The organism is Mesobacillus subterraneus (assembly GCF_000934845.1).
Taxonomy (GTDB): Bacteria; Bacillota; Bacilli; order Bacillales; family Cytobacillaceae; genus Mesobacillus; species Mesobacillus stamsii.
On record NZ_JXIQ01000002.1, the window covers coordinates 44298 to 70937 of the forward strand.

The following is a 26640-nucleotide window of genomic DNA, read 5'->3' on the forward strand; positions in this document are numbered from 1 at the left end:
TTCCTAGTAATTTAGTAACTTTGCTTTTTCCAGGAAGTTAGCGAGGATTTTGGCCATCTCGTTACGTTGTGTGCTGCCTGCTGCACCGAACTTGTCTGTTGCTTTTCCGTTTATAATTCCTGCTTGGTACACTGATTCTACATCTGCTTTGGCCCAGTTGCCGATTGATCCAGCATCTGTAAAGTTTCTTAGTGTATTCGTTTTATCCAATGTTGAAAGGTCGTAGTTGATGAATTCCAATTTCATCGCGCGACCGATCATTGCTGCTGCTTCTGTCCGGGTAATCTTTTCACCAGGAGCGAATGTTCCGTTGCCTTTTCCCTGGATAATCCCATATTCAATTGCAGCCATCAATGCGTTGTTATCGTTGAACCACTCACTGCCGTTTACGTCCTTGAAGCGATCATCGTATTGCTCACCAGGCAGTCCCAGTGCACGTACCAGCAATGCAGTGAATTCCGCGCGAGTCAATTGCTGTGTGCTTCCAAATGTTCCGTCACCCTTACCTTTAATGATGTACTTGGATGCAAGAGCTTCGATGTACGGCTCTGCCCAGTCCATCCCATTATTAACGTCAGTGAAGGTCACATCGTTTTCAACAATTGTATAGGTTGAGTTAGTTAATGACTTAATCATTGCCTTATTGCCATCAAATAATGTAGGAACTGAACTGAAAGTACCATCTTCGTTCAGCTTCACAGCAACTGTTTTGGCAGTGTTGAAGCTTGTGTCACCAAGGATTTCGCGCTCTACATACGCGCTGAATTTTTTGATTTCTGTTTTCTTGTTGCTGGCTGCTGCTTCCACTGTGAAGTCGATCATCGCAGATTTCATGTTCAGCTTGCTTTTATCGTCAGGCTTCACCACGTTCACGGATACTGTAATTTGAACGTCGCTTGCTGACACACCTAGCTTTTCAGCAATATCGTCCACATTTATTTCTGAAACAGGAAGGGTGTAGCTTGCATTTCCTGTAACAATTTCAACTGTTGCTTGCTGGCTTTTCTTGGCAGCTTCAATAAATAAGCTTATAGGAAGCTGTGCTTTCGCTTTTTCACCGGTAGCTGGATTTTCAAGTTTAACAGCTATGTTCGTTTTGTCAGCTGTAATCGCATGGACGACCTCAGCTACTTTGTTAGCCATTACCTTCGTGATGACGTCGATCATGCCTGAAGGGTTCTTTTCTTTTACGACTTCTGCTGCACCTGCAGGAAGCTCGATTGTGTTAGGCTTTCCAGCTGGTGGGGCAGGAGGATTTGGGTTTCCATCACCGTTGTCAGCAGGTGAATCTGTTGCTCTGCGGTCAAGCTTAATCACGATTGTGGTTAATGGATCAATGGTTAATGTATCTCTTGATAAGCGGAAGCCGGATTTTTCTGATACAGGCTTTGCACCTGCTTCATCGCTGTCGACAAGCACTTTTCCGCCTGAAAAATTGTAATCACCAAGTGTTAACGAACGTGGCTGACTATCAGCGTTTACGAATACATAATAGTTGCCGGTATTGTCAGTCGATACATTTTCGTATGCGATGACAAGGTCATTATTCTGAATTTCAGGGAAATTAAGCAATGTTACGTTTTGGTCAACTAATTCCATGTCGCCGAGGCGGAAAGCGTTCGTTGACTTCCTTAGCTCAATCAAACCTTGTGTGAAGGCTTTTGTTGTGGTGTTCACTGCATATTCTTCTTTGTTTGTAGCTTTTTGCCAATCAAACATATTGATTGCATCGGAAGAATCATAAGAGTCATGGATAAAGTATCCAAATGATTTCCCTTGTTCATCCTTCAGTTCGTGGTACTTCTGGTCCGGAACGCCTTCCCCTTTCCACTGCTTCGTTCTGCCATATTCCTGGCCAGCGTGAAGAAATGCTGTTCCTTGTGAGGTTAAAATTATTGAGTTTCCAAGACGAATTCGCTTATGGATTTCCAACTCATTTTCAGGTACTGCCGGATCTTTTTTAATGGATTGTACGATTACATCGTGAAGCGTCAAGTTATCATGCGCTGCGATGTACTGGACCATATCTCCCGGATCGTCATCAGCGGTATTGCCTGGCTGCCCTTTGATGTTGTTGAAAATGGTGTTGATGTCTCTTGCTCCGCCTGTGATGAAACGTGGCTCACCTTCAGAACCGAAGCCGGATTTCAATTCATTACGGATTTCGTCAGAGAATACACCGACATCATCTGTCTTGTCCATCCAATCCTGGTCAGCCCCCATTCCAGCTAATTCTGGCTCAGCGATGTGGCCTGCGAATGTTCTCCAGCCTTCTCCGAGGAATAATGCATCAGGATTCACATCCGCTGCTGCGTCATACGCATTTTGGATGGAAGGATAGGTAGCGTCTCCCATCATATCAAAGCGCATACCGTCAATCTTGTATTCTTCGAACCAGTATTTCACTGAATCTACCATCAGCTTTTCAGCCATTGTATGGCTTGTTGCCAGGTTGTTTCCGAAGCCGCCAAGGAAGTTACCCTGAGCGTCCTTGAATGCATAGTAGTCAGGAACGATATCATTCAGCTGACTAGCTTTGGCCATATGAGTGTAAACTACGTCGAGAACAACTCCCATACCAGCATCATGGATCGCATCAATCATCTGTTTCAGTTCTTTTACGCGCAGTTCAGGATTCGTCGGGTCAAGGGAGTAAGCCCCATCTGGCGAGAAGTAGCTGTGCGGGTCATAACCCCAGTTGTACTCGTTTCCTCCAGCAGCGTAATCAAGCTCTCTTTCGGCCATCTTTGTTTCGTCCCCATAATACCAGGCCATTACAGGAAGCAACTGGACGTGAGTAACGCCAAGTGACTTAATGTATTCGAGCTTGTCTTCGAAGGCTTTGTATGAACCCCATCTTGCATTGAGGTCATCTTCGATTGAAGGGTCTGAAGTGAAGTCACGCACATGTACCTCGTAGATGACTGCATCTTCGCGCTTTTCATAGCCATCGATTTTCGCATGGTCGAATCCTTCAGGATCTGTGTCGCTAAGGTCAACGATTGCTGCCTTTCCAACAGTGTCTCCATCAGGACCAGCTTCGCCTTTCGTATTAACGGTGAAAGCTGCCAATGATTTTGCATAAGGGTCGAGCACCTGACGAGTGACTTCATCATTTGTTACATCATACTGATAAAAATAACCTTCAAGATCAGTGATGTTTAGGTCTCCAGGAGCTACGTCAACAGACCAGACTCCTTTGTTGCCTTTCTCTAGATTAATGCTGCCGATTTTTTCATTTGCATTGTCTTTATTGAAGAAGTTTGCAACTACCTGTGATGCTTTTGGTGCCCAAAGTTTCAATGTTGCTCCGCCATCTTTGTAAGTCGCACCAAGGTCATTTCCATCGTATGCATACATATCATCAAGCATTCTCCAGCCTGAAGCAGCTGAAACTGTTCTGCCTGCATACGTTATGGATAGTGGAAGCTTGTCTAAAGCGAATTGTGCTGTAATTTTTACAGAGGTTGTGCCTGTAATTTCGACGCTGTCGATTGTTACTGCAGTACCGTCTGCATCTTTGATTTCAAGAGCATCTGTTAATGCTTCAGGTGTAAGGCCGTCTGTCAGCGTGAAGCCTAATAGAATTGTACTTTCATTGAGAACTTCAGCAGATACAAGTCCTGAAGCCTGCTCCCAGTATGGAGAAACGTAGACATTGTCATCGCCTTGTTTTACCCATACGTGATTGTATTTGTCGAGAAGGTTGAATTTCTTGTCCCCGCCGTCCTTTTCTTGGGTTGCTTTGTTTAGGGTAATCATCCCGATTTCTTTTGCATTTTCATTCAGCTGGATATCGACATACGCACCATATCGGTCTATATTTTCGAAGCTTGGAGCGTCTGCTGTCCAGTTTGAAGGAGGGGATGTTACATCACCCCAGAACCATAGCCCGAAGTTTTCATAGTCAGCATTGTCACGTACATAGTGAACGCGGACTGTGTTGGCTGGAAGGTCAACTGGTTCGTATTTGTAAACCGTGTCATCGCCTTGCTTGATAAAAATCTCATTGATTTCTGGCGATGTGACTGTAAAGCCTTTGTCCCCGCCATCTTTACCAGCATCGCCTTTCGTAATGTCCATTGCGAGGAAGCCGATGTTCTTTGCGCCATCTTTAAGCTCAACGTCGATATATGCGCCATAGCTGTCCATTTTTTCGAACATTGTAGCGCCTGTCGGCCAATTGGCAGAAGGGGAAGCTACATCGTTCCACAGCCATGCTCCAAAATTTTCATAGTTGTTGTCGTTACGCTTGTAATGGATACGGACATGATTCGCAGGAATCGGTTCAACAATTGTTCCGTTTCCGCCGTCATCTTCAGTGGAAGTCGCTGCTGTGATTTCCCCGCCATCCACTGTTAGTAAAACAGTTCCACCATCTGCCTTTGCTGGGATTGTCCATGTAATTTCTCCAGCTTGTGAAGCAGTGAAAGTTTGATTTGAGTAGTGATCCGTAATAACTGATCCAGGAGCAACTGTTAAGCTTATTTTTTTTGCAGTGTCTGCTATATTTAAGCCGACATATGCTGCTTCATTTCCGTATTTTCTTGCAAAAAAGATAAATTTTTCAGCGTCAGTACCGCCGATTGTTGTGCGTTCTCCTTTAGCAAATACTTCTGAATAATCATCGCGGAAGTTCAAGACTTTTTTATAGTGATCAAGGATAGCATTTCCTTCAATCTGGTCCCAGGCAAGGTCATAGCGATTGTCATTTTGCGGATAATTATTTGCTCCGCTTTGTCCAAGTTCTTCTCCGTAGTAAATGACCGGCTGGCCTTTTGCTGTTGCTTGCAGGGAGGCGGCAAGCTTCAATTTTCCTTCGTCATTTCCTTCCTTAAAAAGAAAACCATCCTCATCGTGGCTTCCCAGGAACTGACCAAGAGTGGCATTATTATCTATTTTGCCATTGCGATCAATCAGAGCATCATTGGCTGATTCCAGTTTGCCGTTAACAAAATCATGAGCAATGTTTTTGAAACCGAAGTCAAGCAGAGAGTCCATCATCCCTGTTTCAAGGTATCCGTAGTCATTTTGAGCGCTTGCTCCCCAGCTCTCACCGATCATCTTGTGCTCAGGCATCTTTTCAGTGATTGCATTTTTAAATGCCATCCAAGTTGTATCTTCAACATGTTTTACAGTGTCAACGCGGAAATAATCGATTGTATTCCCTTTGGCTGTTTTGGCTTTATCGATCCAATCTGTCTGCCAATCGATGATAGTTTTACGGACTGCGGGATCTTCTGTCTTGAGGTCAGGAAGGCCTGCTAATTCACCGCGAACTTCATCAGATCCAACATTGCTGCCCTGGCGAAGCAGCCCACTAAATACACTCCGCTCCTCATCCGTTGGGTAGCCAGCAGGAGGATTTGTTACCTGGTTATCAATATCTTTAAGGCCATAACCTGTATGATTCAACACTACATCGACCATGATTTTTATGCCACGCTCGTGTGCTGCGTCAATCAGGTTATGGAAGTCATCCATTGTGCCAAAGTGTGGGTTAAGTTTTCCAAAATTGCTTGCCCAGTATCCATGATAAGCGTAATAGGAAGGATCACCATCTTGGTAGCGAACATCATGCTTTATGTTTTCTACAATGGGGCTGATCCAAATGGTGTTCACTCCCAAGTCATCAAGGTAGTCTAATTTCTCCGTAATTCCTTTGAAGTCTCCACCCTGATACGTTCCCCTGTCAGTAGTATCATAGTTTTGATGATAAGGATCATTGTTTGTAGAGTCTCCATCAAAGAAACGGTCAGTCAGCATGAAATAAATGATCGATTCATCCCAGTCAAAATCATTTTCGCCGACAGCTTGTCGAGTTTTTATTTCTACAGAGGCAGTACCGTTGTATAGATTTCCGAAAGAGTCTACAACAGTTAGAGGAACTTCTTTTATTCCAGCTGTGATATTGTCGTCCACTGCAATGGTAACTTCTTTTAATGCAGGGTCGATTTCCAACTGTTTGGATCCGCCAAGCGCCGAAATGTCAGCGGTGATTTTGTTGATGGTTACTTCATTAGTCATTCCTTGCACATCAACGGTCAATACTGCATTCTGGTTGTAATCGATTGCGGCTGGTGCAACTGTGCCAGCAACAGTTAATTCTCCCTTTTGGAAAACAATATCTGAAGTTGGATTGTATGGATCTTGTACTTCAGTAGTAGTTCCGTCCTCCATGGTTACAGCAAAAGTGTAAGGGGTTGTACCATTAGGGATGCCTTCATAAGTAGCAACGAACCTTTCATTCTCAGGCTCATATATCATAGGTATGATATCGCCATTAAACTTCAATTCTACTTTTTTAATCGTATCCATTGTGTTATTAGCAAAAAGCGTTTTGTCACGGTAATAGAATGTCGCATTTCCCTGATCAATTACTGGTGCAGAGCCATCAGGCACGATTCGCATCTGTTCGACGCCGCTCGTGATGAATGCCTTTGTGATTGAATCATTTTTGTTTACGGGAATAATACGGTCCTTATCGAATTCTTTCACCGCAGTGTTCCAGTTATCAGTACTGCGGATCAAAAGACCGATGCTGGCAGTTTCAGGTGCAACCGCAATATCAGCTGCAGCCATTCCATTTTCATAAGACTGAAAATTGATCTGGTCATTTTGTCTGCCAGTATTCCAGACCCAAATGTTCCAGCCATCATACTGCTGATCTTCACGTATGTAGTTGACACGAACTGTACGGTCGGTTACCTCAACAGCAGCGCTTGAGTCTACTGCAAATGCTTGAGGTGCAGGCACAAAAGGCAGCCACAAGCTCAAAATCATAACAGCCGTCATGAAGATCGAGAAATTACGCTTAGTGTTCTTTTTCATTACCATTTCTTCCCCCTTCAATAATATTTGTAGAGTGACAGAAAAGAGTATTTATAGACTCTAGACTATAACTCTACTATTTCCGTGAAATCGTTTGCACACTCGTTCAAAAAAATAATACCTCATTATGCAAACGCTTGCAACACATTTCTCCCGATAAACAAAAAAATCAAAAAATTTTGGGGGTCAGACCCCCATGGAATTAACGCGGTAAAGCACTGGGGGCCTGACCCCCAGTAAGGTAAAGGGTTAAAGGGTGCTTTATGGAAACACCAAAGAAAGATGGCTCATCAGCCACCTTTCTTTGTTTTAGAGTCTTTTAGCGCCAATGAATTTTGGCTGCCAATATGAGTTATGTATGTTAGCTATTGAAACACCTTTAGAAGTTGCTGCGTGGATCACCTGGCTATTGCCAATGTAAATTGCAACGTGAGTTACTTTCTTTCCACCGCTAGTTGCATAGAATAATAGGTCTCCGGGTTGGTATGAGGTAACCTTAGTACCGATATTATACATATCTGCAGCTGTACGAGGAAGTTTATTGTAACCAGCATTTTTGAATGCGTAAGTTACCAGGCCGGAACAGTCAAAACCGCTAGGAGTTGTTCCTCCCAAAACGTATCTGACTCCCATTTGGCTTTTAGCTATAGAAATCGCTTTTACTTGATAATCAGTGCTTACTGTAGAAGATTTTGTTACAGTGCTTCCAGGGGCAATATATTTTGAACTTACATATCCGATTTTTCCGCTGTAAGAAATTCTAGACCATCCATTATCCTGGCTTGTTACCGTTACATTGTAGCCTTTTGGCAGTTTAGTATAAACTTTACCAGAAAGAGAAGGCTGATTTCTGACATTTAAATAGCCTGAACTTACATTAATATGATAACCTGTTCCAGCAGCTGAAGCTTGATCCATGGACGGAATGACAGTGACAAGAAGTGAGATGAGCATCGTAGAAGCTATGATTCTCTTAAACAAAGTTATTTACCCCCGTTGCTAGATGTTAAACATAGCATATAATGAAAGGGGTTACGGACAAACAACAAAAAAATTACGTTTGTGTTACAAAAAACGACTAATTTCGTCATTCTTTGAATCACTCATTGATTTTCTACTATATCATTTAGCGGAAATTTACCCTAGTAGTTAGATGAAGTATATTTTCTATTAAAATGGAGAGCTATGACTTTTCTTACTAATATGGAAAATGATATTCTTAATAAGAATAAACAAAGGAGGTGGCAGTCGAACGAAAACCATTCAGTTTAGAAAGGAAAAACAAAATGAATTAAAGGAGTAGTTACAATGTCCCGTAAACCGCGAGTATGGTACCCTGGAGCGGTCTACCACATCACAGACCGGGGAAATAGGAAAATGCCCATTTTTAATGATGATAAGGACCGATTCAAATTTATGGATTTATTAGAGGAAACCCGCGTATATCACCCATTTACTCTTCATGCTTATTGTCTTATGCCCAACCACTATCATTTGCTGTTGGAAACCATCAACCATCATCCACAAGAGATTATGAAAATGCTTAACTCACGATATGGAATTTATTTTAATAAACGTCACGACTTGGTCGGACACGTTTTTCAGGGCCGATATAAATCTGAGCTAATTGACTCTGATGAATATTTTCTGAATGCCAGCCGTTACATTCACCTCAACCCTTTGGAAGGGAATGTGGTTGAGAAACTTTCTAACTATAAATGGAGCAGTTATCAAGCCTACATTTCAAACAGAGAAAATCCGCATATCTCCACTCAGCGAATTCTATCCTATTTCCCAGACCCTCCAAAAAAACACTATAAAAAAATTATCGATCATGAAATCTCCTTAAAACAAAATTCTGCAGCAATTAACTAAAAATACATTTGCATCACCACACCACCGCAATGGGGGTCTGGCCCCCATTGCGGTGGTGTGGTGAAGTTTTTCATTAGTATGATTTCCCTTTTGTCTAGGGGTATAATAGGTGTAGATGGATTGTTTAGTTGGCTGTTTATGAGTTCTGCTTGGTAAGGCATTTGCTCTCATGTTTCTACGAAAGAGTTATGGTAGAGACGGACTTCCGAGAAGGAATAATTTGAGTGATGTCGAAATGAAAATCTATAGGATGTGAATGTCGATTAGTAGTTTTCCGATTTCTATGTATTTCGATGGTTTGAGCGAATAAGAAAGTTAGCTCTACATAAATTCATCTTCCTTTGAATTAATCCAATAATAGGTCTCAAGTCTTAGAAACCATTACATTACTAGACTGTTAACGACAAGAGAATTTATGTGTAGTATAAGTATAAGTATGAGGAAAAAGTGAAACAATGACCCTGTGTTATCCGTATATTAGGAAGGAATAGAAAGGGGTATGAAGTAGCTTCTTTTCATACATGCCTGTCAACTTTGTGAGATGACCATTACCCAATTGAATTTTCTAATAAATGAGGGAAATCCCTAATTAACTATGAATAAGAACCAAAGTATCTTAAAGGGAAATTGGAGGCCGAAAAAATGACGGAAAAGGAAATTGATCTATTGAAAAATAGCGATAGTCTAATGGATGATTTGCTCGACAACCCTTTTGGCGAGCAAGGTGAATTGGTTTTAAAGACCGTGGAGAAAAAGCAGGAAAATAAACCGGTAAAATTGATAGATGTTATTCCAGAGGAAAATAGGGCAAAGGCTTATCAGTTGGCAGAACAAATCGACCCAAAAAATCATCAGGCGATGATTACCTACGGAACACAGGCACAGGAAAAACTGTTGTCTTTTTCTCATACCATGCTAGAACATGTTCAAAAAAAAGATGTAGGAGAAATTGGAGACATTATCAGCGATTTGATGAAGCAGTTGAACCATATCAGCCCGGATGAATTGAGTGCGGAGAAACCGTCCTTCTTTTCAAAAATGTTTGGGAGGGTGTCTGGCTCCCTTCAAGAAATGCTTTCCAAGTATCAGAAGACCGGAGCCCAGATTGATCGGATCAGCGTAAAACTGGACCGCAGCAAGAATGTATTGCTTTCTGATATCGGCATGCTAGAAAAATTGTATGAAAGAAACAAGGAATATTTCCAGGCATTGAATATTTATATCGCAGCCGGTGAAATAAAACTTGAAGAACTTCATGAAAAAACGATTCCAGCTTTGAAAAAGGCGGCAGCGGAGACGAACGATCAAATGAAGTACCAGGAAGTGAACGACATGATTCAGTTTGCAGACCGTCTTGATAAAAGATTGCATGACTTAAAATTGAGCAGAGAAATCACAATTCAGAGTGCTCCGCAAATCCGACTGATCCAAAATACAAATCAAGCACTCGTTGAAAAAATCCAGTCATCGATCGTTACGGCAATACCGCTTTGGAAAAACCAGGTAGCAATCGCTTTGACACTTATTCGTCAGCGACATGCCGTGGAAGCACAAAAGAAGGTGTCCAAAACTACCAACGAGTTACTACTTAAAAACGCTGAGATGTTAAAAACGAATACGATCGAGACCGCCAAGGAAAATGAACGCGGACTGGTCGATGTTGAAACATTGAAAAAGACTCAGGAAAACTTGATTTCCACCCTTGAAGAGACTTTAAGAATCCAGGAAGAAGGCCGGACAAAGCGTCGTCTCGCAGAGCAGGACCTTGCAGTGATGGAAAATGAATTAAGAGAAAAGCTGTTGGAGTTAAAGGACTAATTAGGCAAGTTGTCGCACCGGGGGGTCTGACCCCCGGTGCTTTAACGCGTTATTGTACGTGATGTACCTCGCTTGTTCTATTTGTTCCCCTTTGATCAACTTTAATCAAAAATCCGCGTTGCTTTTCTACACAACAAATTGCTTTCAAAACCACAGCCGATTTGTTAAAAATTTAGGATATTTCATTTCTGATAAACTAGTGATAATCAGGCTTAATATGTAAAATTACCTAGAAATATCCTTTATTCACCATTCGACAAGATTTGTGGTTTATGGTAAAAGTAAGATGGTAGAAACAGATAATGGAAGTTTGTAAATAGGGGGAAAAGAATTGAAACTAGCTAAGAAGATTGTTGTCGGCATCATTACGAGTTTTCTTGTATATCAGTCTGTTGGCGTGCAAACGGGTTCAGCGGCTACATATGAAGAATACCCAGTTTCTTCGGGTGTAAAATACAAGGAAAATAGGGAAGTTATCAATGGATACGACCAATCTATTAAAGTCCTGGAGGTGAATCTTCAGGATCAATATACGAAGTTGGATCTTTCGGTGCTCAAAATCGGAACTCTATCAGGTACAACAGCTCAAGCGAAATATGTCCACACAGATGAAAACAGAGTGGTAGGGGCTGTGAATGGCTCGTTTTTTGATACAAAAACCAGGCTCCCGATGTATTTGATCGCACAAAATGATACTCTCATAAACTCTGGAATTATCGCTTCCACACGCGATCAATATGTGAATGAGCCAATCGCATTTGGCATTAATGCTTCTAAAAAAGCTCAGATTGATTACTATGATTTAGATCTTACAGCCACTCATAATGGAACAAACGTGGAGATTACTAGCATAAATAAGGTCAGGACTGAAAATAATTTAATTTTATACACTCCTGAATATATGGACGGATATACGAACTCCAATCAATATGGCATGGAAGTTATTTTTACAGGTGCTACGAAGAATAAAGACTTAAAATTCGGTGATAAAATTACTGGAACAGTTAGTGAAATTCGACCGTACAACACTGTTACAAATACAAAGATCCCTGCAGACGGTTTTGTATTATCTGCCCATGGAACGGAGAATCTTCAGTTTGTAAATGAAATGAAAGTTGGCGATCAAGTAGAGGTTTCCATTAATATCGATGATAAATGGAAAGGTGCACAATACATCCTTGCTAGTGGTCCTAGACTTGTAGATAACGGGAATGTTTCCTTGAGCATTGATCCAAATAGTCAGCGGGCGCTGGAGCGTGCCCCAAGAACAGCCATTGCTGTTGACCAAACCTTAACGAAGGTTTTCATGGTAACTGTAGATGGCAGGGCAGAAGGCTATAGCAAGGGCATGAATTTGACGGAATTTGCTCAATACCTTGTAAAACTAGGAGCCTATAAAGCTATAAATCTTGATGGCGGCGGATCGACAACCATGATGGCTCGAAGGTATGGCAATGACATGGCTTCGCTAATTAATAAGCCATCTGATGGTTGGGAAAGAGCGGTCCATACTTCATTACAAGCTGTTAGTACCGCTCCTACAGGAACAGCAAGCATGTTTGATGTAGGTCTTTCCAGCTCTACCGTCACAGTCGGAGATTCCATTACAGTATCACTAAAGTATGTACTAGATCAATTTTATAATCCAATTGCAAATGATCCTTCAAAATTAAAGCTATCCAGCCTTTTAGGAACTTTTGACGGCGCAACTTTAAAAACAACAACACCAGGTGAGGGAGTGATTGTTGCTACTTATGGCAACCTCACTAAGGAAATTCCTATAAAAGTAACTAACGAAAAATCGCCGTTCTCTGATGTTCAAAGTACAAATAAGTATTACCCGCAGATTAAGTATCTATATGACCATGAGATTATTGCAGGGTACCCAGATGGAACATACAGGCCTGCATCAACATTGAAGCGTCTGGACGCGGCATTGCTGCTAGTCCGAGCATTAAAGCTGGATACTACAAATGTGCAGGATATAGACTTTTTGGATGTCCCGAAGGAATATCGTTTTTATAAAGAAATCGCTGCGATCGCAAATGCAGGGATTATAAATGGGAAGGAAAGCGGAACGGTGTTTGACCCTAATTCTCCTTTGACAAGAGCTGAGATGGCTGCGATCCTCCAAAGGGCATTTATGTTGCAAGCATCGGGTGAAATGCCTTTCACGGATGTACCAAAAGAAAGCTTTGCATACAACGACATCTTAAGCTTATACGCAAACGGGATCACAAAAGGTTATGGAATCGAGTACAGACCAAACGGAACCGTAGACCGCGTTCAATACGCATTGTTCCTCCATCGAGCAGTAACGATGCAATAAGATTAGGAAATAATACATCACCCCTTTAAAGCGTCGGGGGTCTGACCCCCAACGCTTTAAAGGGGTGATGTTCTTTGTTTCGGTTTGATATGACATTGTTTGTTTATTTATGTATAATTGTGCAGTGAATATTTTTATTGAGGGTGCATGTGTTGTGTTATTTAATTCGTATGAATTTATTTTCTTTTTTCTTCCTGCTGTTTTTGTAATTTATTTTGTTCTTCAGTATGCGGGTCTGTCGCGGTTGGCGAAGATTTCGCTTGTTTTGGCGTCGTTGGTTTTTTACAGCTGGTGGAATATAAGTTACCTGCCTTTAATCATGATTTCTGTCGTGATAAACTACGCGGTTGGTACATACCTCGGCAAAACCAACAAACTGGGAACACGTAAATCTGTCCTGACGATTGGAATAATCTTTAATGTCGTGCTATTGGGTTATTATAAATACACGGATTTCTTTATTGAAACGGTGAATTCTTTGCTAAAAGAAAGCTTTCCCTTGCTTCACCTTGCGCTGCCGCTTGCGATCAGCTTTTTCACCTTCCAGCAAATCGCTTATCTCGTGGACAGCTATCGTTATGAAACAAAGGGATACCGGCTTGATGAGTATATGCTATTCGTTGTGTTTTTCCCACAGCTCATTGCCGGTCCAATTGTCCATCATAAAGAAGTGATGTCCCAATTCCATAACGAAAATTCACGATTGAATGCGAAAAACATTTCCCTTGGTCTTTATATCTTTGGAATTGGCCTTTTCAAAAAAGTGATGATCGCTGATACCTTTGCGATTTGGGCTAACGATGGCTACAAAAACGCCTTTGACCTGAACATTGTCGAAGCCTGGATCGCCTCCCTGTCTTATACATTCCAGCTATACTTCGACTTCAGCGGTTACGCGGACATGGCGATGGGTTCCGCGCTCTTGTTCAACATCATGCTGCCAATTAACTTTAACTCGCCATACAAGGCAGTGAATATCCAGGATTTCTGGCGCCGCTGGCATATAACACTAAGCCGTTTCCTGACTGCTTATATCTACATACCGCTTGGCGGCAGCAGGATTAGTCCATCGAGGACGTACATCAATATCATGATCATCTTTATGGTTAGCGGCTTCTGGCACGGAGCTGGCTGGACGTTCGTATTCTGGGGCTTCCTGCACGGAGTTGCTTCCGTCCTTTACAGGTGGTGGAACCGTCGTGGTTATTCGATGCCAAAACTGCTCGCGTGGTTCATCACCTTCCAATTTGTCAATGCAACATGGGTGTTCTTCCGGGCAGAGAACTTTGCACAGGCGATTGCGATTTTAAAAGCGATGTTCGGTATGGGGAAAATCGAGCTTCCAACAAGGCTGGCGAATGTTCTGGAACCAATCATTAATATTAGGCTTTTGCCAGACAATCCGATGCTATATTCTACTTCAAGCGTACTTTTAATCGTTATCAGTTTGCTTGTCGTGATCTTTAGAAAAAATTCATTTGAAATGCTGGAGAGATTCAAGCCTACGAATTGGAACATTGTATTTATCGTGTTTATTTCCATCGTATCGATTTTACAGCTAGGAAAAATTTCCGAGTTCCTATACTTCAATTTTTAAAAGAACAGAAGGTGAGCTTGTAAATGGAGCATAATTATAAGAAGTTTGTTATTAAATTCATTGCCGTCTTCTGTGCAGTGCTCTTGCTCATTGCCGGAATCGTGTATATCGCAGACCCGTATGTTTACTATCATAAAAATGGAATTTATAAGCGAACTTTCACCAAAAATTTCAATATGCGCTACCAGATTCCAGGGATGATCAGGAATTTGGAATACGAAACGCTATTTGTCGGGACGTCAATGGGCCATAATTTTAAAGAAGAGAAGATTAACGAACTTTTTCAAACGAGTTCATTTAATGCAACCATCTCCGGTTCTTCTGCAAGAGAGCAGCGGAAAGCAGTGGAGCTGGCGATGAAATCCAAAAATGTGAAGCATGTGTTCTGGGAAATCAACTATGATTCTCTGGCAGGGGAAGCAGACCGTGTGGACGCCACCTTCCCGAAATTTCTATACGATCGGAACATCATCAATGATATTCCATACCTATTAAGCTATGAGGCGTTTAAAAAGATAGGCTATCAATGGGAAAACCAGCAGCAGGTAAAATCCGATGTGAATCCCTACAGTTTTTATAAATTTGGCGACAATAAAAAGCCTCTGACGGTGGAAGCGATGAAAGAGGAATTGGCAGGACAAAGTGCTCCGCCAGCTACAGCTCATACATTAGATTCTTACATGGAAAGCTTTCGGGCAAACATGCTTCCGATGATCAAGAAATATCCCGATACTAAATTCACCTTCCTCTACACGCCATATCCGATCACAAGGCATATGATCATTCAGGAGAAGGAGCCAGGCATCAACGAAGCTCGATTAGAAACGAAGCTTAAAATCTATCATGAACTGCAGAAGTATAAGAACGCCGTAGTCTATGACTTTCAGGATGAGGAAGATATTACTTTCAATGTAGGGAACTATATCGACCGTTCCCATTATTTTCCTTATATAAATGATCTCCTGTTGGAAAAAATGGCTGCCACCAAGCCGATTCAATCTACAGAGGAATATGAAAAGAAGGTGGAAAATCTGTCTTCACAGCTTGAAAATTTCTCCTATGATCAATTAAAAGAAAAGCAACTTCATGTAAGCAATAAATAGGATTTATATCCCTTTCCACTTCAATCTTTTCGTAACAATAAAAAACTTTGCTTAATTATGACAATGTTTCTTATTTTATCCTTGTATAAAGATGCCAACGTGGTAAAATAGGGGTGTAGCACAATTCCTGTTTTGTATTTTAAATATGTGCGAAGGTTGGGTCCTTGCCGATGAAGAGTATCTGTTCTAGCAACAGGTACTCTTCATTTTTTTTGAAAAAAACCGGGTTCTCAATTTGAGACCCGGTTTTTCAAATTACTAATTATTCTCTGCGATCGATACCTTCCATTTAGAAAGATCCGGTTTTTCGATTAACACCAATTCTTTTGGAAAAATAAAAGTCCATGGTTTGCTTGTATTGGCTTTTATTTCAAAATTATCGAGGGTGAACCCGCCTTTTGCAACCACAGCCCCTGATGCGTCTTCAACCAGCAGAGGCAGCTGATGGATCTGGATGTTCTTCGTATTTCCATTTCGAATTAATACTGTGACATGTAAGTCTCCGTTTTCAGTTTCCTTAGCCTGTAGGCCAAGAAAATTTACTTCCCCTTGCTTTAAGGCAGGCAGACCTTCCACCATTTTTCTTAGCTTGTCTTTTTCTTCTTGAGGAAGCGCATTTTCCCAAGTTTCATGGAAATCAATCCGATGTGTTTCGGTTTTTCTTAGTTCGAAGGCAAGCTTCCAGCCGTGCGATGGAATACTCTCAGACAATACATCGCTTTTTTCAAAAACAAAGTGCCAAGGAACACTTGATTTTGCTGGTATTTCACCGATATCAGCAAGGTTGAATACCTTTCTTGCCAATTGTTCTCCGTTTGGCCCAATCAACAAAAGCGAGGTTTCCGAAAGATGGATCCCTTTTGCGAGACTGTTGCGGACAAAGGCAGAAACAATCAGTTTGTTATCCTCAGTCCGAAGTTCGATGCCTGCAAGGGAGATCTGGTTTGGCTTCAACGGGGGAAGCTCATTGTTTAAGAAACGCAGTACATACTCCGACTCCTGCGGAATAGTAAGAGATGGAGGAAGGACGAGTACTGTATGAACCTCTTGTTCTTCAACAGTCCCTTCCTCGTCAATCAATTCTTGCGATGAAATTACCGAATCATCCCCTTGTTTTTCTATGTTATTTTTTTTATTTCTTTTAAAAAATGAAAACATAGGCCCTTATCCTTCCTCTCCCTGTAATTCAGATAATTTTCTCAGCTCAGCAAACTGGACACTAACTTCCTTTGAGATTTTATAATAGGCTATTTCAAATAGTTCGAGGCCTTCGCGCTGGTAAATTCGCATAGGGTCCTCCTGCTGGTAATGACGCATTCCGATGCCTTCCTTCAGCCTATTCATACTTTCAAGGTGGCGGATCCAGTTCCGGTCAATAACGAAGATGTTGGCAGCCTTCAGGGCACTTTGTAGCTTTTGGTTAGCGCCTGAACGGTCGATCATCGTTTTATATTCTTCCAAGCTCTTGGCAACCATTTTTTCAATGACACGACGGTCGAAATTTTCTTCAGGAAATTCAAGGGAAGATACTGGTAAAAACTGATTCAGCTCGGATTTTAAATCGCCAAGATGCCAGTTTTCCGGAATCTCATCCTCAAGGCAATATTTATTTAGTAAACTGCTTACAGCTCGCTCCAAAAGAGGCAAAATGATCGGAATTTGGTCCTGCTCTGTCAAAACGCGGTTGCGCAAATGATAAATAACATTACGCTGCTCATTGATGACATCATCAAGCTTTAGATTATACTCACGCATGGAGAAGTTTGATCCTTCGCAAATACGTTGTGTACGATTGACGAACTCGTGAATTTTTTTATTCAAAATGACGCCAATTGCATCCGTTGTAAGGGTAGGTTTTAGTTTCTTTAGGTCATCCTGGGCAAAACGGCGGAACATATCATCTTCAATGGAAATGAAGAACTGAGAGGAGCCTGGGTCACCTTGGCGGCCAGATCGCCCCTTTAGCTGATTATCTACTCGTCTGCTCTCATGCCTTTCCGTACCAATGACATGAAGTCCCCCTAATTCAGCAACACCTTCACCTAGAAGGATATCAGTTCCTCTTCCAGCCATGTTTGTTGCAATCGTTATCCGGCCGCGTTGCCCTGCCTGGGAAATCAGTCGGACTTCCTGTTCAACAGTCTTAGCATTCAATAACTGAAAGTCCAATTTTTCTTTATCGAGGTATTCGGCGACTTTTTCCGACTGGAGAATCGAGGTTGTTCCTATCAGGATGGGCTGACCCTTCGAATGGCGTTCTTTTACCTCTTTTGTAACTGCCTTGTATTTCTGCGCCTTTGTTTCAAAAACAAGATCTTCCAAATCTTGCCGAATAACTGGTTTGTTCGAAGGGATTTGAATAACATCCATCCCATATACAAGTCGAAACTCGTTTTCTTCGGTTTTGGCTGTCCCCGTCATACCAGATAAAATTGGATACATCCTAAAATAGTTCTGAACAGTGATCGAGGCCTGGGTCTTATTTTCATCTGTAATCTCGAGGCCTTCTTTGGCTTCTAACGCTTGGTGAAGGCCATCAGAAAGCGAACGACCTTCCATGATTCTGCCAGTGAACATGTCAACCAGTACGATCTTGCCGTCCTTAATGATGTAGTCAACATCCCGCTCGAACATCACATGAGCACGAACAGCCTGAATCATATAGTGATAAAGAGTTTGGTGTTCGAGTTCATAAAGATTATCGACTCCGAAGGCTTTTTCCACTTTATCAATTCCGACATCCGTCAGGCTTGTTGCCTTTGTTTCTTCATCGAAAGTGTAATCAACATCCTTGACAAATCGCTTGGCAAGCTTCGCGCCTATGTAGTGTAAATCAGCACTGGACTGCATTTTACCAGCGATGATAAGCGGTGTCTTCGCCTCATCAATCAGAACACTGTCAATTTCATCAATGATTGCGTAATGATATGGGCGTTGCACTCGCTGTGCGATGCTGGCAACCATATTATCACGGAGATAATCGAACCCAAATTCGGTACCAATTCCATAGGTAATATCAGCTTTATAAGCAAGCAGTTTTTCTTCAGGCTGCAACATCGGAATATTCAACCCGACCGATAATCCAAGAAATTCGTGAATTTTCCCGATCTGGTTGCGGTCACGTGTCGCAAGATAATCATTGACGGTAATGATATGAACTCCTTTGCCTTCTAGTGCACGCAGATAACTCGGCAGTGAAGCGACCAAAGTTTTGCCCTCACCAGTAGGCATCTCAGCAATATTGCCTTCATTAAGAACAAGTCCGCCGATCAACTGAACATCATAGTGACGCAAGCCGAGCACACGCTTTGAAGCCTCTCGAACGACAGCAAACGCTTCAACTTTGATATCCTCTAGTTTTTTTCCACTAGCAAGCTGTTCTTTAAAAGAAAATGTTTTATTTTTAAGCTCCTCATTACTGAGCTTTTCCATTTCCGGTTCTATTCGATTAATTTGTTGCACTAACTCTCGATATTTCTTAAGGCTCTTCTCATTCGAATCACCAAACTTTTTCTTTAAAATCGACAGCATCCTTTAACGCTCCCTTATTCAAATTCGTTAACTAGTATATCATTTATTTCCTTATAGTAGTATGTTTTGCCAGGATGACAAATTTTTCTATCATTCTTGGTAACTTATTTGTTTTTCTTAGCGTCTATTTAAAAGATTGGAAGGTTTGCTTTAAAGCAAAAATGGGAATTTACGAGTATATTGAAGATATTTGTCGATAGGTAGAAATAATAGTTGTTTCACAGATTCCTATCTTATGCTATAATGCTTTTTGTGGTAATCCGAGCTTTTGCTCATTTTCACTTTGAAAATTTACCCAGCAAGGCTGGCATTGACAGTGTAAACTGTCAATTTATTACGAAAAAGTCATCAATTAGATGTTCAAAAAAATTCGCATTGGTTATGCTATTAATTAAGGAGGACCAACATGATTTATGTAACAATGTTCATTAGTTTTATCACCTCCATTTTGATCACGCCGCTAGTAAAAAGGATTGCCATTAAAATCGGTGCGACGGATAAACCAAATCATAGAAAAGTCCATCAAAAAATTATGCCTCGACTCGGAGGATTAGCAATTTATATTAGCTTCATCATCGGCTTGCTCATACTTCAGCCAAACAGTGATACTCACTGGCCGCTGATACTTGGCAGCTTAATCATTATTTTAACCGGAATATTCGATGATATGTTCGAACTTTCCGCAAAAGTAAAGCTTGCTGGCCAATTGGCTGCAGCTGTTGTCGTAGTCGTTTGGGGCGATGTCCTTGTTTCGTTTATCAATCTTCCGTTTGGCGGAGTAATTGAATTTGGATATTTAAGTATCCCACTGACGATTCTCTGGATCGTGGGAATAACCAATGCCATCAATCTTATTGATGGATTGGATGGCTTGGCTGCTGGCGTATCATCCATTGCGTTGATTACGATTGCCTTTATGGCGTTGATTATGGGGAACTACTATGTGGTCGCCATTGCCTCCATATTGCTTGCTAGCACCCTTGGGTTCCTGTTTTATAACTTCCATCCAGCTAAGATTTTTATGGGCGACACAGGAGCACTCTTCCTTGGTTATATCATTGCCGTTCTCTCTTTGCTTGGCTTTAAAAATGTTACGGTCATCTCCTTGATCGTTCCTGTTATTATCCTCGGTGTACCGATTTCTGATACATTTTTTGCGATTATCAGAAGGGTATTGAACAAAAAGCCGTTATCAGCACCAGATAAATCACACTTGCATCACTGCTTGTTGAGGCTCGGGTATTCCCATCGCCAGACGGTTATTTTGATTTATGCCCTGGCAGCTTTTTTCGGATTAACAGCTGTGATTTTCTCCCAGGCAAAGGTATGGGGTTCACTACTTGTGATCACCGGCCTGTTGGTGCTAATTGAAGTTTTAGCAGAAAGCATCGGTCTAATGGGCAAAAACCATCGACCTTTACTAAAATTCATCCGTCGTTATTCAACAGCAAAAGATCGATCTTAATAGTAAAAACCGTTCCTGAATTGGAACGGTTTTTTTTTTGGACTAAATCTCCTATTGCTGTGAATAATAAATAAAAAGGACAGCGTTACGCTGTCCAATGCAGATTATTGCCCTGACGACACCATTAGGTGGGTTTTTAGGTCTAGTATCGTTTGCTGCAGGGCTTCTTGGTCAAGCTGGTAGTAATATATGCCGTCAATTGTAGCATCAGCCCCCTTTAAGGACATCGATTCTATATCGAGGTTTGATCCTGCTGTAGCATAGTCGATCAAGGCTTTAATTTCATTAAAAGATAAGTCTGTCTGCATGTTGTCGCCAACTGCTTCCATTACATCGGAATATTTTGTGATCGATTTAGCAGAAGTTGCTTTTTCCATAATTGCTTTGAGAAGCTCCTGCTGTCGTTTGCCGCGTTCAATATCATTGTCCAGTTTCCTTGTACGTGCAAGAGCCAATGCTTCTTCCCCATCGAGCGTTTGGAGTCCTTGTTTCAGGTAAACAGCACCAGAGCGGTCAGTCGAGTCCTTTTCATGTAATTCAAACGGTACATCAACTTCGATGCCATCAAGGGCATCAACGACATCAATGAAGGCCTCGAAATTCATTTGAACATAATAGTCAACAGGTACATCGAGCAAAGTTTCAACTGTTTCAATAGTTGAAGTTATGCCGCCTTTCCCATATGCATGGTTAATTTTATCTTCATACCCTTTGCTTGGAATATAGACAAGCGAATCACGCGGGATGCTTAACAGTTTGATCGATTTGTTTTTCTCATTTAGTGTTGCCAGCATCAATGCATCCGTACGAGATGCTGATTCGAAGCTGCGAACTTCGCTGTCATCAATTCCGACAAACAGGACGGAAATATTATCAATATTCGGATTTACTTGTTTATCCCGCTTGTCAGATTCGCGGTCCAGCGGTTTATAAGAATCATCGATAACAGATTGTGCTTTGCTGTATAAAAATGCTCCATACCCTCCTGCGATGAGAAAGGTGGTCAGCACAACGAACAATATGGTAGAAACCACTCTTCTTCGTTTCTTTCGTTTCTTCATTAGAACACGTCTATCAACAGACATAAGATAGCTCCTTTGTAATATAATAACCAACTTTTTTATAAGTACTATTTATTCTACAATTTTTATCGTATTTCGTAAATTGAATTTTGGGTGATTAACCGGCAGCAGGCTCTTCTAAATAGTGGATCATGCCTTCGTGAATTTCGCATTGCCCATTCGTCATTTCAACGATCCATTCATTAAAAGCTTCTGTCTGTGACTCCGCCACATATGTCTCTATTTCCACCTTATCCAGATAGTGGATTTCTTTTATCTGGTAAACTGAGGATCTTAACTCGTTTTCCACTTTCCCGAGTAGGGTGTAATCGATGATCGTGTGCATTACTCGCATCAGCTTGCGTTCTACCACCCCTGTCGCCTTCAACCCCTCCGACGTCGCCTTCCCGTAAGCGCGAATCAAACCGCCAGCCCCGAGCTTGATTCCCCCGAAGTAACGGGTAATTACTACGACTGTGTCTTTTAACTGTTTCTTTTTCAATACTTCTAAAATCGGTACGCCTGCTGTTCCGCTTGGTTCGCCGTCGTCATTTGCTTTTTGGATCTGGTCATTTTGGCCGATTAGATAAGCGGAGCAATTGTGGGTGGCGTTCCAGTTTTGTTTTTTGATTTTCTGGATGAATGCTTGTGCTGCTTCTTCTGTTTCTGCTCTTTGTATATAGGCGATGAAGCGGGATCGTTGGATTTCGATTTCTTGTTCGCCGTAGCCTTTCACTGTATAGTAATTTGGAAGCAAATCTAGCTCCCCTCTCTTAGAAATTTTCCCAACCTAGTATTCGACCATTTTTGTATATTCGACACGGACATTTGATGCTACAATTCATTATAAGTGGACAGCAATCGGGGGACAATGGTGTCTTATGATTGTAATATAACTTTAATACAGTAACTAAGTGCGGATGGTATAATTATTACTATCGTTTGATTGATTTTTTAGTTAAGAATAGCTTCTAACCTTCGAATCTCTTCGCTGATAAAATAGGAGTTTGCCTTCTAAAATAATAGGATATAAGACTTAGAATGAAAAATCAAATTTATGTCTTTCTATCGATTTTCAGCAAAATTGGGATGATTTTCTTGTTGAAAATTAGTAACAAATTCGTTTTCAAGTTAAAATATCTTTGTGCCGCCCTTGGGGGAGTTTACATGGCGATTAAAAAATTCGACACGAAAGCGCTTGATTTGATTTTGGAAAAAATGATCGAAACGGTGGGAGACAGCAAGGACGAAATTTTCCGAATAGGGGAAGAATGTCGAACGGATTACGAATCGATCACAGACGAATTAACAGAGATTAAGCGAAAAGTAGCGCAAATTATTAATGATGGTGACAAGCTGGATATCCGGGTAAGGAAGGCAAGGCTACGGTTATCGGAGGTAAGCAAGCGTTTTAAGGATTATTCTGAAGAGCAGGTCCGCGAGGCGTATGAAGTTGCCCATAAGCTCCAAATGGATTTGACAATGGCCAGGCAATTGGAAAAACAGCTGCGTGAGAAAAGGGATGACCTGGAGCGCAGGCTGATTGGACTGAATGAAACGATTGAACGAGCCGACCATCTTGTTTCCCAAATTAGTGTGGTCATGAACTATATGATGAGCGATATTCGGCAAATGGGGGAGGCGCTTGAAACTGCGAAGGAAAAGCAGGATTTTGGGCTGAAGATTATTGCAGCGCAGGAGGATGAACGAAAGCGGCTTTCCCGTGAAATCCACGATGGTCCTGCGCAGATGATGGCGAACGTGATGATGCGTTCGGATCTGATTGAGAAAATTTATAAAGAGCGCGGGACAGACGAGGCTATTCAAGAAATCAAGCGCATGAAAAAGATGGTCCGCTCTGCTTTGTATGAGGTCCGGAGAATCATTTATGACTTAAGGCCAATGGCGCTTGACGACCTCGGCTTAATTCCTACCCTCAAAAAGTACTTACAGACAATCGAAGAGTATCATAGAACTACTAGAATCCAGTTCACAAACATCGGTGATGACAGACGACTCCCTTCCAATTATGAAGTTGCCTTGTTCCGGATTATCCAGGAATCCGTTCAGAATGCGCTAAAACATGCGGATGCGATGACGATCCAGGTGAAGCTGGAGATCAAGAAGGACCACATCATGGCGGTTATCAAGGATGACGGGAAAGGATTTGATATGACAGAAAGCAAACCAGAGTCCTTTGGGCTGCTCGGCATAAGAGAACGAGTCGCACTGCTCGAAGGCGAGCTGACGATTCATTCCAAAATCGGCACAGGAACGCTTGTCATCCTCCAAATACCGATGAATTTATGAAACAGACAAAAATAGAGATAGAAGCCGCAAAGGGAGGCGAATAATATGACAACAAAAATTGTTATTATTGACGACCATCAACTTTTCAGAGAAGGGGTAAAACGGATCCTTGAATTTGAACCAACATTTGAAGTGGTTGCCGAAGGAGAGGACGGCAGTGAAGCAATCACCCTTGTCGAGCAACACGAGCCCGACGTTATCATTATGGATATCAATATGCCTCATATGAACGGGGTGGAGGCGACTGCGGAATTGATTCAAAAGTTTCCAGAGTCAAAGGTGATCATCTTATCGATCCATGATGACGAGAACTATGTAACGCATGCTCTAAAAACAGGTGCAACTGGGTACCTTTTGAAGGAAATGGACGCAGATGCTCTAGTTGAGGCAGTAAAAGTGGTTGCCGATGGCGGTTCTTATTTGCACCCTAGAGTGACTCACAATTTGGTAAAAGAATACCGTCGACTGTCCGCTGACGAAGATAATCCAGACAAATACATACCTCAAGTCGAAATTCGCCGGCCATACCATCTGTTGACCCGCCGTGAGTGTGAAGTCCTCCAACTGCTGGCAGATGGGAAGAGCAACAGGGGAATTGGCGAAGCGCTTTTCATCAGTGAGAAGACTGTTAAAAATCATGTAAGCAATATTCTGCAGAAAATGAATGTAAACGATCGTACCCAAGCAGTGATCGTCGCCATCAAAAATGGTTGGGTCGATGTGAGATAGGCCGAAAAACCCACATTTGTCGACATGGCAGATGTGGGTTTTTGTCGGTTTTTGTTGGAAAAATAAGAGAAAAGCCTCCCCATTAACTGACAATTTTCCCCTAAATTCCGTTATAATAAAGGAAAGAAAACGGGGGGTGGTTCCAATCTCTACTCTATGGGAACTAACAGATGAAAAACTAGAAGAAGCTTACCAACAGGCAACCCTCTTGCATTTAGATGACTCTTTTATTGAAATGCTGTTAGAGGAGATGATCAGCAGAGGATTAGCATGCTCCATCCAATCCTATGTTTCGTAACGGCGTGCTGCTGTTTTGCCTTTTGGGAAAAATGGTTTTCCTAAGCCTATACAATTGATGAATGCTCTCATTTTTTGTCTAGAAAACAGGAGTCCGCTATAGAGCAATCCCCAGTACCGTTGATAGTTTTCTTTTTTTCTCGTTCAAATAGGTCTGGTCGAGCTCCTTCAACTCGTTTGAATCAAATTTTTCCATGCTGTAGATATACAGCTCCCATATGCTTCTCTTCAAGGAAGCATCGGCCGTTTTTCCAATCAGTAGAAAAGCGTCTAGTAAAGCAGTTAGAATGGAGATGTCCTTGCTCCCATAATGGATAATTTGATAAAATGATAAATACAGTATATCCTTCGTTTGTTTTTGCTTTCTGACAATCCTTGGCTGCGAATCTTCATCATAATAAGCTATATACCGTCCATTTGAACGGGCACGGCATAAATGGGAAAGGGCCACACCTAGATAAGAAATACAAACTCTCGCGGTATTCGGGTCATTAATGCCCGGGGAGATGGCCCTTAACGCTACCTCGACAATCTTTTGGAGGGCAAATTCAGGATCCTGGATCGATGACCGTTCTTTTCCGAGCTTTAAGTATTGATTCAAGACAGCATCAATACCCTCGTGGATTGCACCACTATGATGCACTCTGAAGGCAATGCTGTCTTCGGTCAGAAAATCACCGTTCAGGAAATTAGATTCCACTCCAAGATCATTCTCAGATGCATATTTCAATAGTCCCTGATAATCTGTAAGCTGAATATAACCATACCCCTTGGATTTAACATCCCGTACGAATTCGTAGGTGAATCCAGCATCTTTCCTGTCATTTATCACATGTATGTATTCGCTTTCCAGTGTATCCTCCTGTCTTCTGATGACCTTTAATGCACCCTCAGTGATTTCCCTGATTAGCGTGCTTACCTGGACGGAAGTGGCGACATTATGGATAAAGTATGCGAAGAATGCGAGACAGATGAACGCAATCACAACTCCAACCGTAGCTGAGATTACCTCGCTCTCATACCAGGTTTCATTCATGAACAGCAATGAAAGGATCGAATAGACAAATCCTCCCATGAAGATTCCAAGCACCCGAAGCGTCACCGGATCCTCAACGAAGTTACTTAGCGTCCTCGGAGAAAATTGAGATGAATAGGTAGTCAGGACGACCATGATTGTTGAAAAAGTAATCGTCGTCATCGTCAGCAGAGCCCCGGAAATCGAACTTAAAATCATCTGTGCCAATTCTACATTCGTTAGCAAGAACGAAGGGACTATTCCATAAGCCAATTCGTTATGATCGATGTAAATCACTGCTAATGCCAGCAGGAAAGCCAATACGCTATAAATAACAGGCTTTAGCCATATACTTTCCCTTATTTGTAAAACAATTTTTTTCACCAAAACTTCCCAGCTCCTTAGTTACCAACTCTTTCCTTACTTATTTAGACCATTTGAGACTGGTTTAATCCTATGAAATCCTACTCTTAACGATTTTCGGCGAGAATTCTATAAAATTTTCCTTTTTCATCAGAAATGTGCCGGGTTCGCCTAACCAATATCTTTCCCGGAGCAAACTACCTGATCTTATATATGAGTGGGTTTCCGCTCAAGGAACCTTACCTTTCAAACCTTCAACGGGTCCTGTGGAAGTTTATTATTAAAAAGGTACAATCAGCTTTGAGGAGTAAAAATT

The 26640-nt window shown here is 41.7% G+C and carries 16 protein-coding genes; 9 read left to right on the top strand and 7 right to left on the bottom strand.

From position 1 onward, the window contains the following. Nucleotides 1–3: 3 nt before the first annotated feature. A complete protein-coding gene (locus UB32_RS00425; protein ID WP_044390279.1) occupies nucleotides 4–6837 on the bottom strand; it encodes a pullulanase in 6834 nt (2277 codons plus the stop codon). 303 nt (nucleotides 6838–7140) lie between these two features. Next, nucleotides 7141–7812: a C40 family peptidase gene (locus UB32_RS00430; RefSeq protein ID WP_052806888.1), complete on the bottom strand. Its 672-nt coding sequence runs from the start codon at nucleotides 7810–7812 to the stop codon at nucleotides 7141–7143. 327 nt (nucleotides 7813–8139) lie between these two features. Here UB32_RS00430 and UB32_RS00435 point away from each other — a divergent pair, with 327 nt between their 5' ends. The 5 genes from UB32_RS00435 (at nucleotide 8140) to UB32_RS00455 (ending at nucleotide 15553) form a co-directional block, all read left to right on the top strand. After that, a complete protein-coding gene (locus UB32_RS00435; protein ID WP_044390281.1) occupies nucleotides 8140–8706 on the top strand; it encodes a transposase in 567 nt (188 codons plus the stop codon). 642 nt (nucleotides 8707–9348) lie between these two features. Next, nucleotides 9349–10524, top strand: coding sequence for a toxic anion resistance protein (locus tag UB32_RS00440; RefSeq protein ID WP_044390283.1), 1176 nt, complete (start codon nucleotides 9349–9351; stop codon nucleotides 10522–10524). A 331-nt stretch (nucleotides 10525–10855) separates the two neighbouring features. Next, nucleotides 10856–12853, top strand: coding sequence for a phosphodiester glycosidase family protein (locus UB32_RS00445; protein WP_044390285.1), 1998 nt, complete (start codon nucleotides 10856–10858; stop codon nucleotides 12851–12853). 154 nt (nucleotides 12854–13007) lie between these two features. Continuing rightward, a complete protein-coding gene (locus tag UB32_RS00450) occupies nucleotides 13008–14450 on the top strand; it encodes an MBOAT family O-acyltransferase (protein WP_044390287.1) in 1443 nt (480 codons plus the stop codon). Between the two features lie 23 nt (nucleotides 14451–14473). Then, nucleotides 14474–15553: a hypothetical protein gene (locus UB32_RS00455; protein ID WP_044390289.1), complete on the top strand. Its 1080-nt coding sequence runs from the start codon at nucleotides 14474–14476 to the stop codon at nucleotides 15551–15553. A 258-nt stretch (nucleotides 15554–15811) separates the two neighbouring features. Here the strand turns inward: UB32_RS00455 and UB32_RS00460 are convergent, their stop codons facing one another. Further along, complete coding sequence (locus UB32_RS00460; protein WP_044390290.1) at nucleotides 15812–16711, bottom strand: accessory Sec system S-layer assembly protein; 900 nt, start codon at nucleotides 16709–16711, stop codon at nucleotides 15812–15814. A gap of 6 nt (nucleotides 16712–16717) precedes the next feature. After that, nucleotides 16718–19084, bottom strand: a complete 2367-nt coding sequence (secA2, locus tag UB32_RS00465; RefSeq protein WP_044390291.1) for an accessory Sec system translocase SecA2 — start codon at nucleotides 19082–19084, stop codon at nucleotides 16718–16720. 406 nt (nucleotides 19085–19490) lie between these two features. Between secA2 and UB32_RS00470 the strand changes: the two genes are divergently transcribed. Further along, nucleotides 19491–20549: a glycosyltransferase family 4 protein gene (locus tag UB32_RS00470; protein WP_044390292.1), complete on the top strand. Its 1059-nt coding sequence runs from the start codon at nucleotides 19491–19493 to the stop codon at nucleotides 20547–20549. A 104-nt stretch (nucleotides 20550–20653) separates the two neighbouring features. On the opposite strand, the gene UB32_RS00475 is transcribed toward UB32_RS00470, so the two are convergent. Together UB32_RS00475 and UB32_RS00480 are read right to left on the bottom strand one after the other, a co-directional pair. After that, complete coding sequence (locus tag UB32_RS00475; protein WP_044390293.1) at nucleotides 20654–21634, bottom strand: LCP family protein; 981 nt, start codon at nucleotides 21632–21634, stop codon at nucleotides 20654–20656. Between the two features lie 94 nt (nucleotides 21635–21728). Beyond that, the gene (locus tag UB32_RS00480) at nucleotides 21729–22367 is read right to left on the bottom strand and encodes a YigZ family protein (protein ID WP_044390295.1); all 639 of its coding nucleotides are present in this window, start codon (nucleotides 22365–22367) and stop codon (nucleotides 21729–21731) included. Nucleotides 22368–22777: 410 nt separating this feature from the next. On the opposite strand from UB32_RS00480, the gene UB32_RS00485 reads away from it, so the two are divergent. The 3 genes from UB32_RS00485 (at nucleotide 22778) to sda (ending at nucleotide 24947) form a co-directional block, all read left to right on the top strand. Next, entirely contained in the window at nucleotides 22778–23920 is a 1143-nt protein-coding gene (locus UB32_RS00485; RefSeq protein WP_044390310.1) for a sensor histidine kinase, read from the top strand. Between the two features lie 45 nt (nucleotides 23921–23965). Next, nucleotides 23966–24649 (top strand): response regulator, encoded by a 684-nt coding sequence (locus UB32_RS00490; RefSeq protein ID WP_044390296.1) that lies wholly within the window; start codon nucleotides 23966–23968, stop codon nucleotides 24647–24649. 136 nt (nucleotides 24650–24785) lie between these two features. Further along, nucleotides 24786–24947, top strand: coding sequence for a sporulation histidine kinase inhibitor Sda (gene sda / locus UB32_RS20325; RefSeq protein WP_241768391.1), 162 nt, complete (start codon nucleotides 24786–24788; stop codon nucleotides 24945–24947). 96 nt (nucleotides 24948–25043) lie between these two features. On the opposite strand, the gene UB32_RS00495 is transcribed toward sda, so the two are convergent. Further along, nucleotides 25044–26345, bottom strand: coding sequence for a DUF2254 domain-containing protein (locus UB32_RS00495; protein ID WP_044390312.1), 1302 nt, complete (start codon nucleotides 26343–26345; stop codon nucleotides 25044–25046). Nucleotides 26346–26640: the final 295 nt, after the last annotated feature.

Coding starts and splice junctions, on each gene's coding strand:
- UB32_RS00455 (WP_044390289.1), top strand. CDS start 14,474: ATGGAGCATAATTATAAGAAGTTTGTTATTAAATTCATTGCCGTCTTC.
- UB32_RS00425 (WP_044390279.1), bottom strand. CDS start 6,837: ATGGTAATGAAAAAGAACACTAAGCGTAATTTCTCGATCTTCATGACG.
- UB32_RS00490 (WP_044390296.1), top strand. CDS start 23,966: ATGACAACAAAAATTGTTATTATTGACGACCATCAACTTTTCAGAGAA.
- UB32_RS00475 (WP_044390293.1), bottom strand. CDS start 21,634: ATGTCTGTTGATAGACGTGTTCTAATGAAGAAACGAAAGAAACGAAGA.
- UB32_RS00440 (WP_044390283.1), top strand. CDS start 9,349: ATGACGGAAAAGGAAATTGATCTATTGAAAAATAGCGATAGTCTAATG.
- UB32_RS00435 (WP_044390281.1), top strand. CDS start 8,140: ATGTCCCGTAAACCGCGAGTATGGTACCCTGGAGCGGTCTACCACATC.
- UB32_RS00460 (WP_044390290.1), bottom strand. CDS start 16,711: ATGTTTTCATTTTTTAAAAGAAATAAAAAAAATAACATAGAAAAACAA.
- secA2 (WP_044390291.1), bottom strand. CDS start 19,084: ATGCTGTCGATTTTAAAGAAAAAGTTTGGTGATTCGAATGAGAAGAGC.
- UB32_RS00485 (WP_044390310.1), top strand. CDS start 22,778: ATGGCGATTAAAAAATTCGACACGAAAGCGCTTGATTTGATTTTGGAA.
- UB32_RS00470 (WP_044390292.1), top strand. CDS start 19,491: ATGATTTATGTAACAATGTTCATTAGTTTTATCACCTCCATTTTGATC.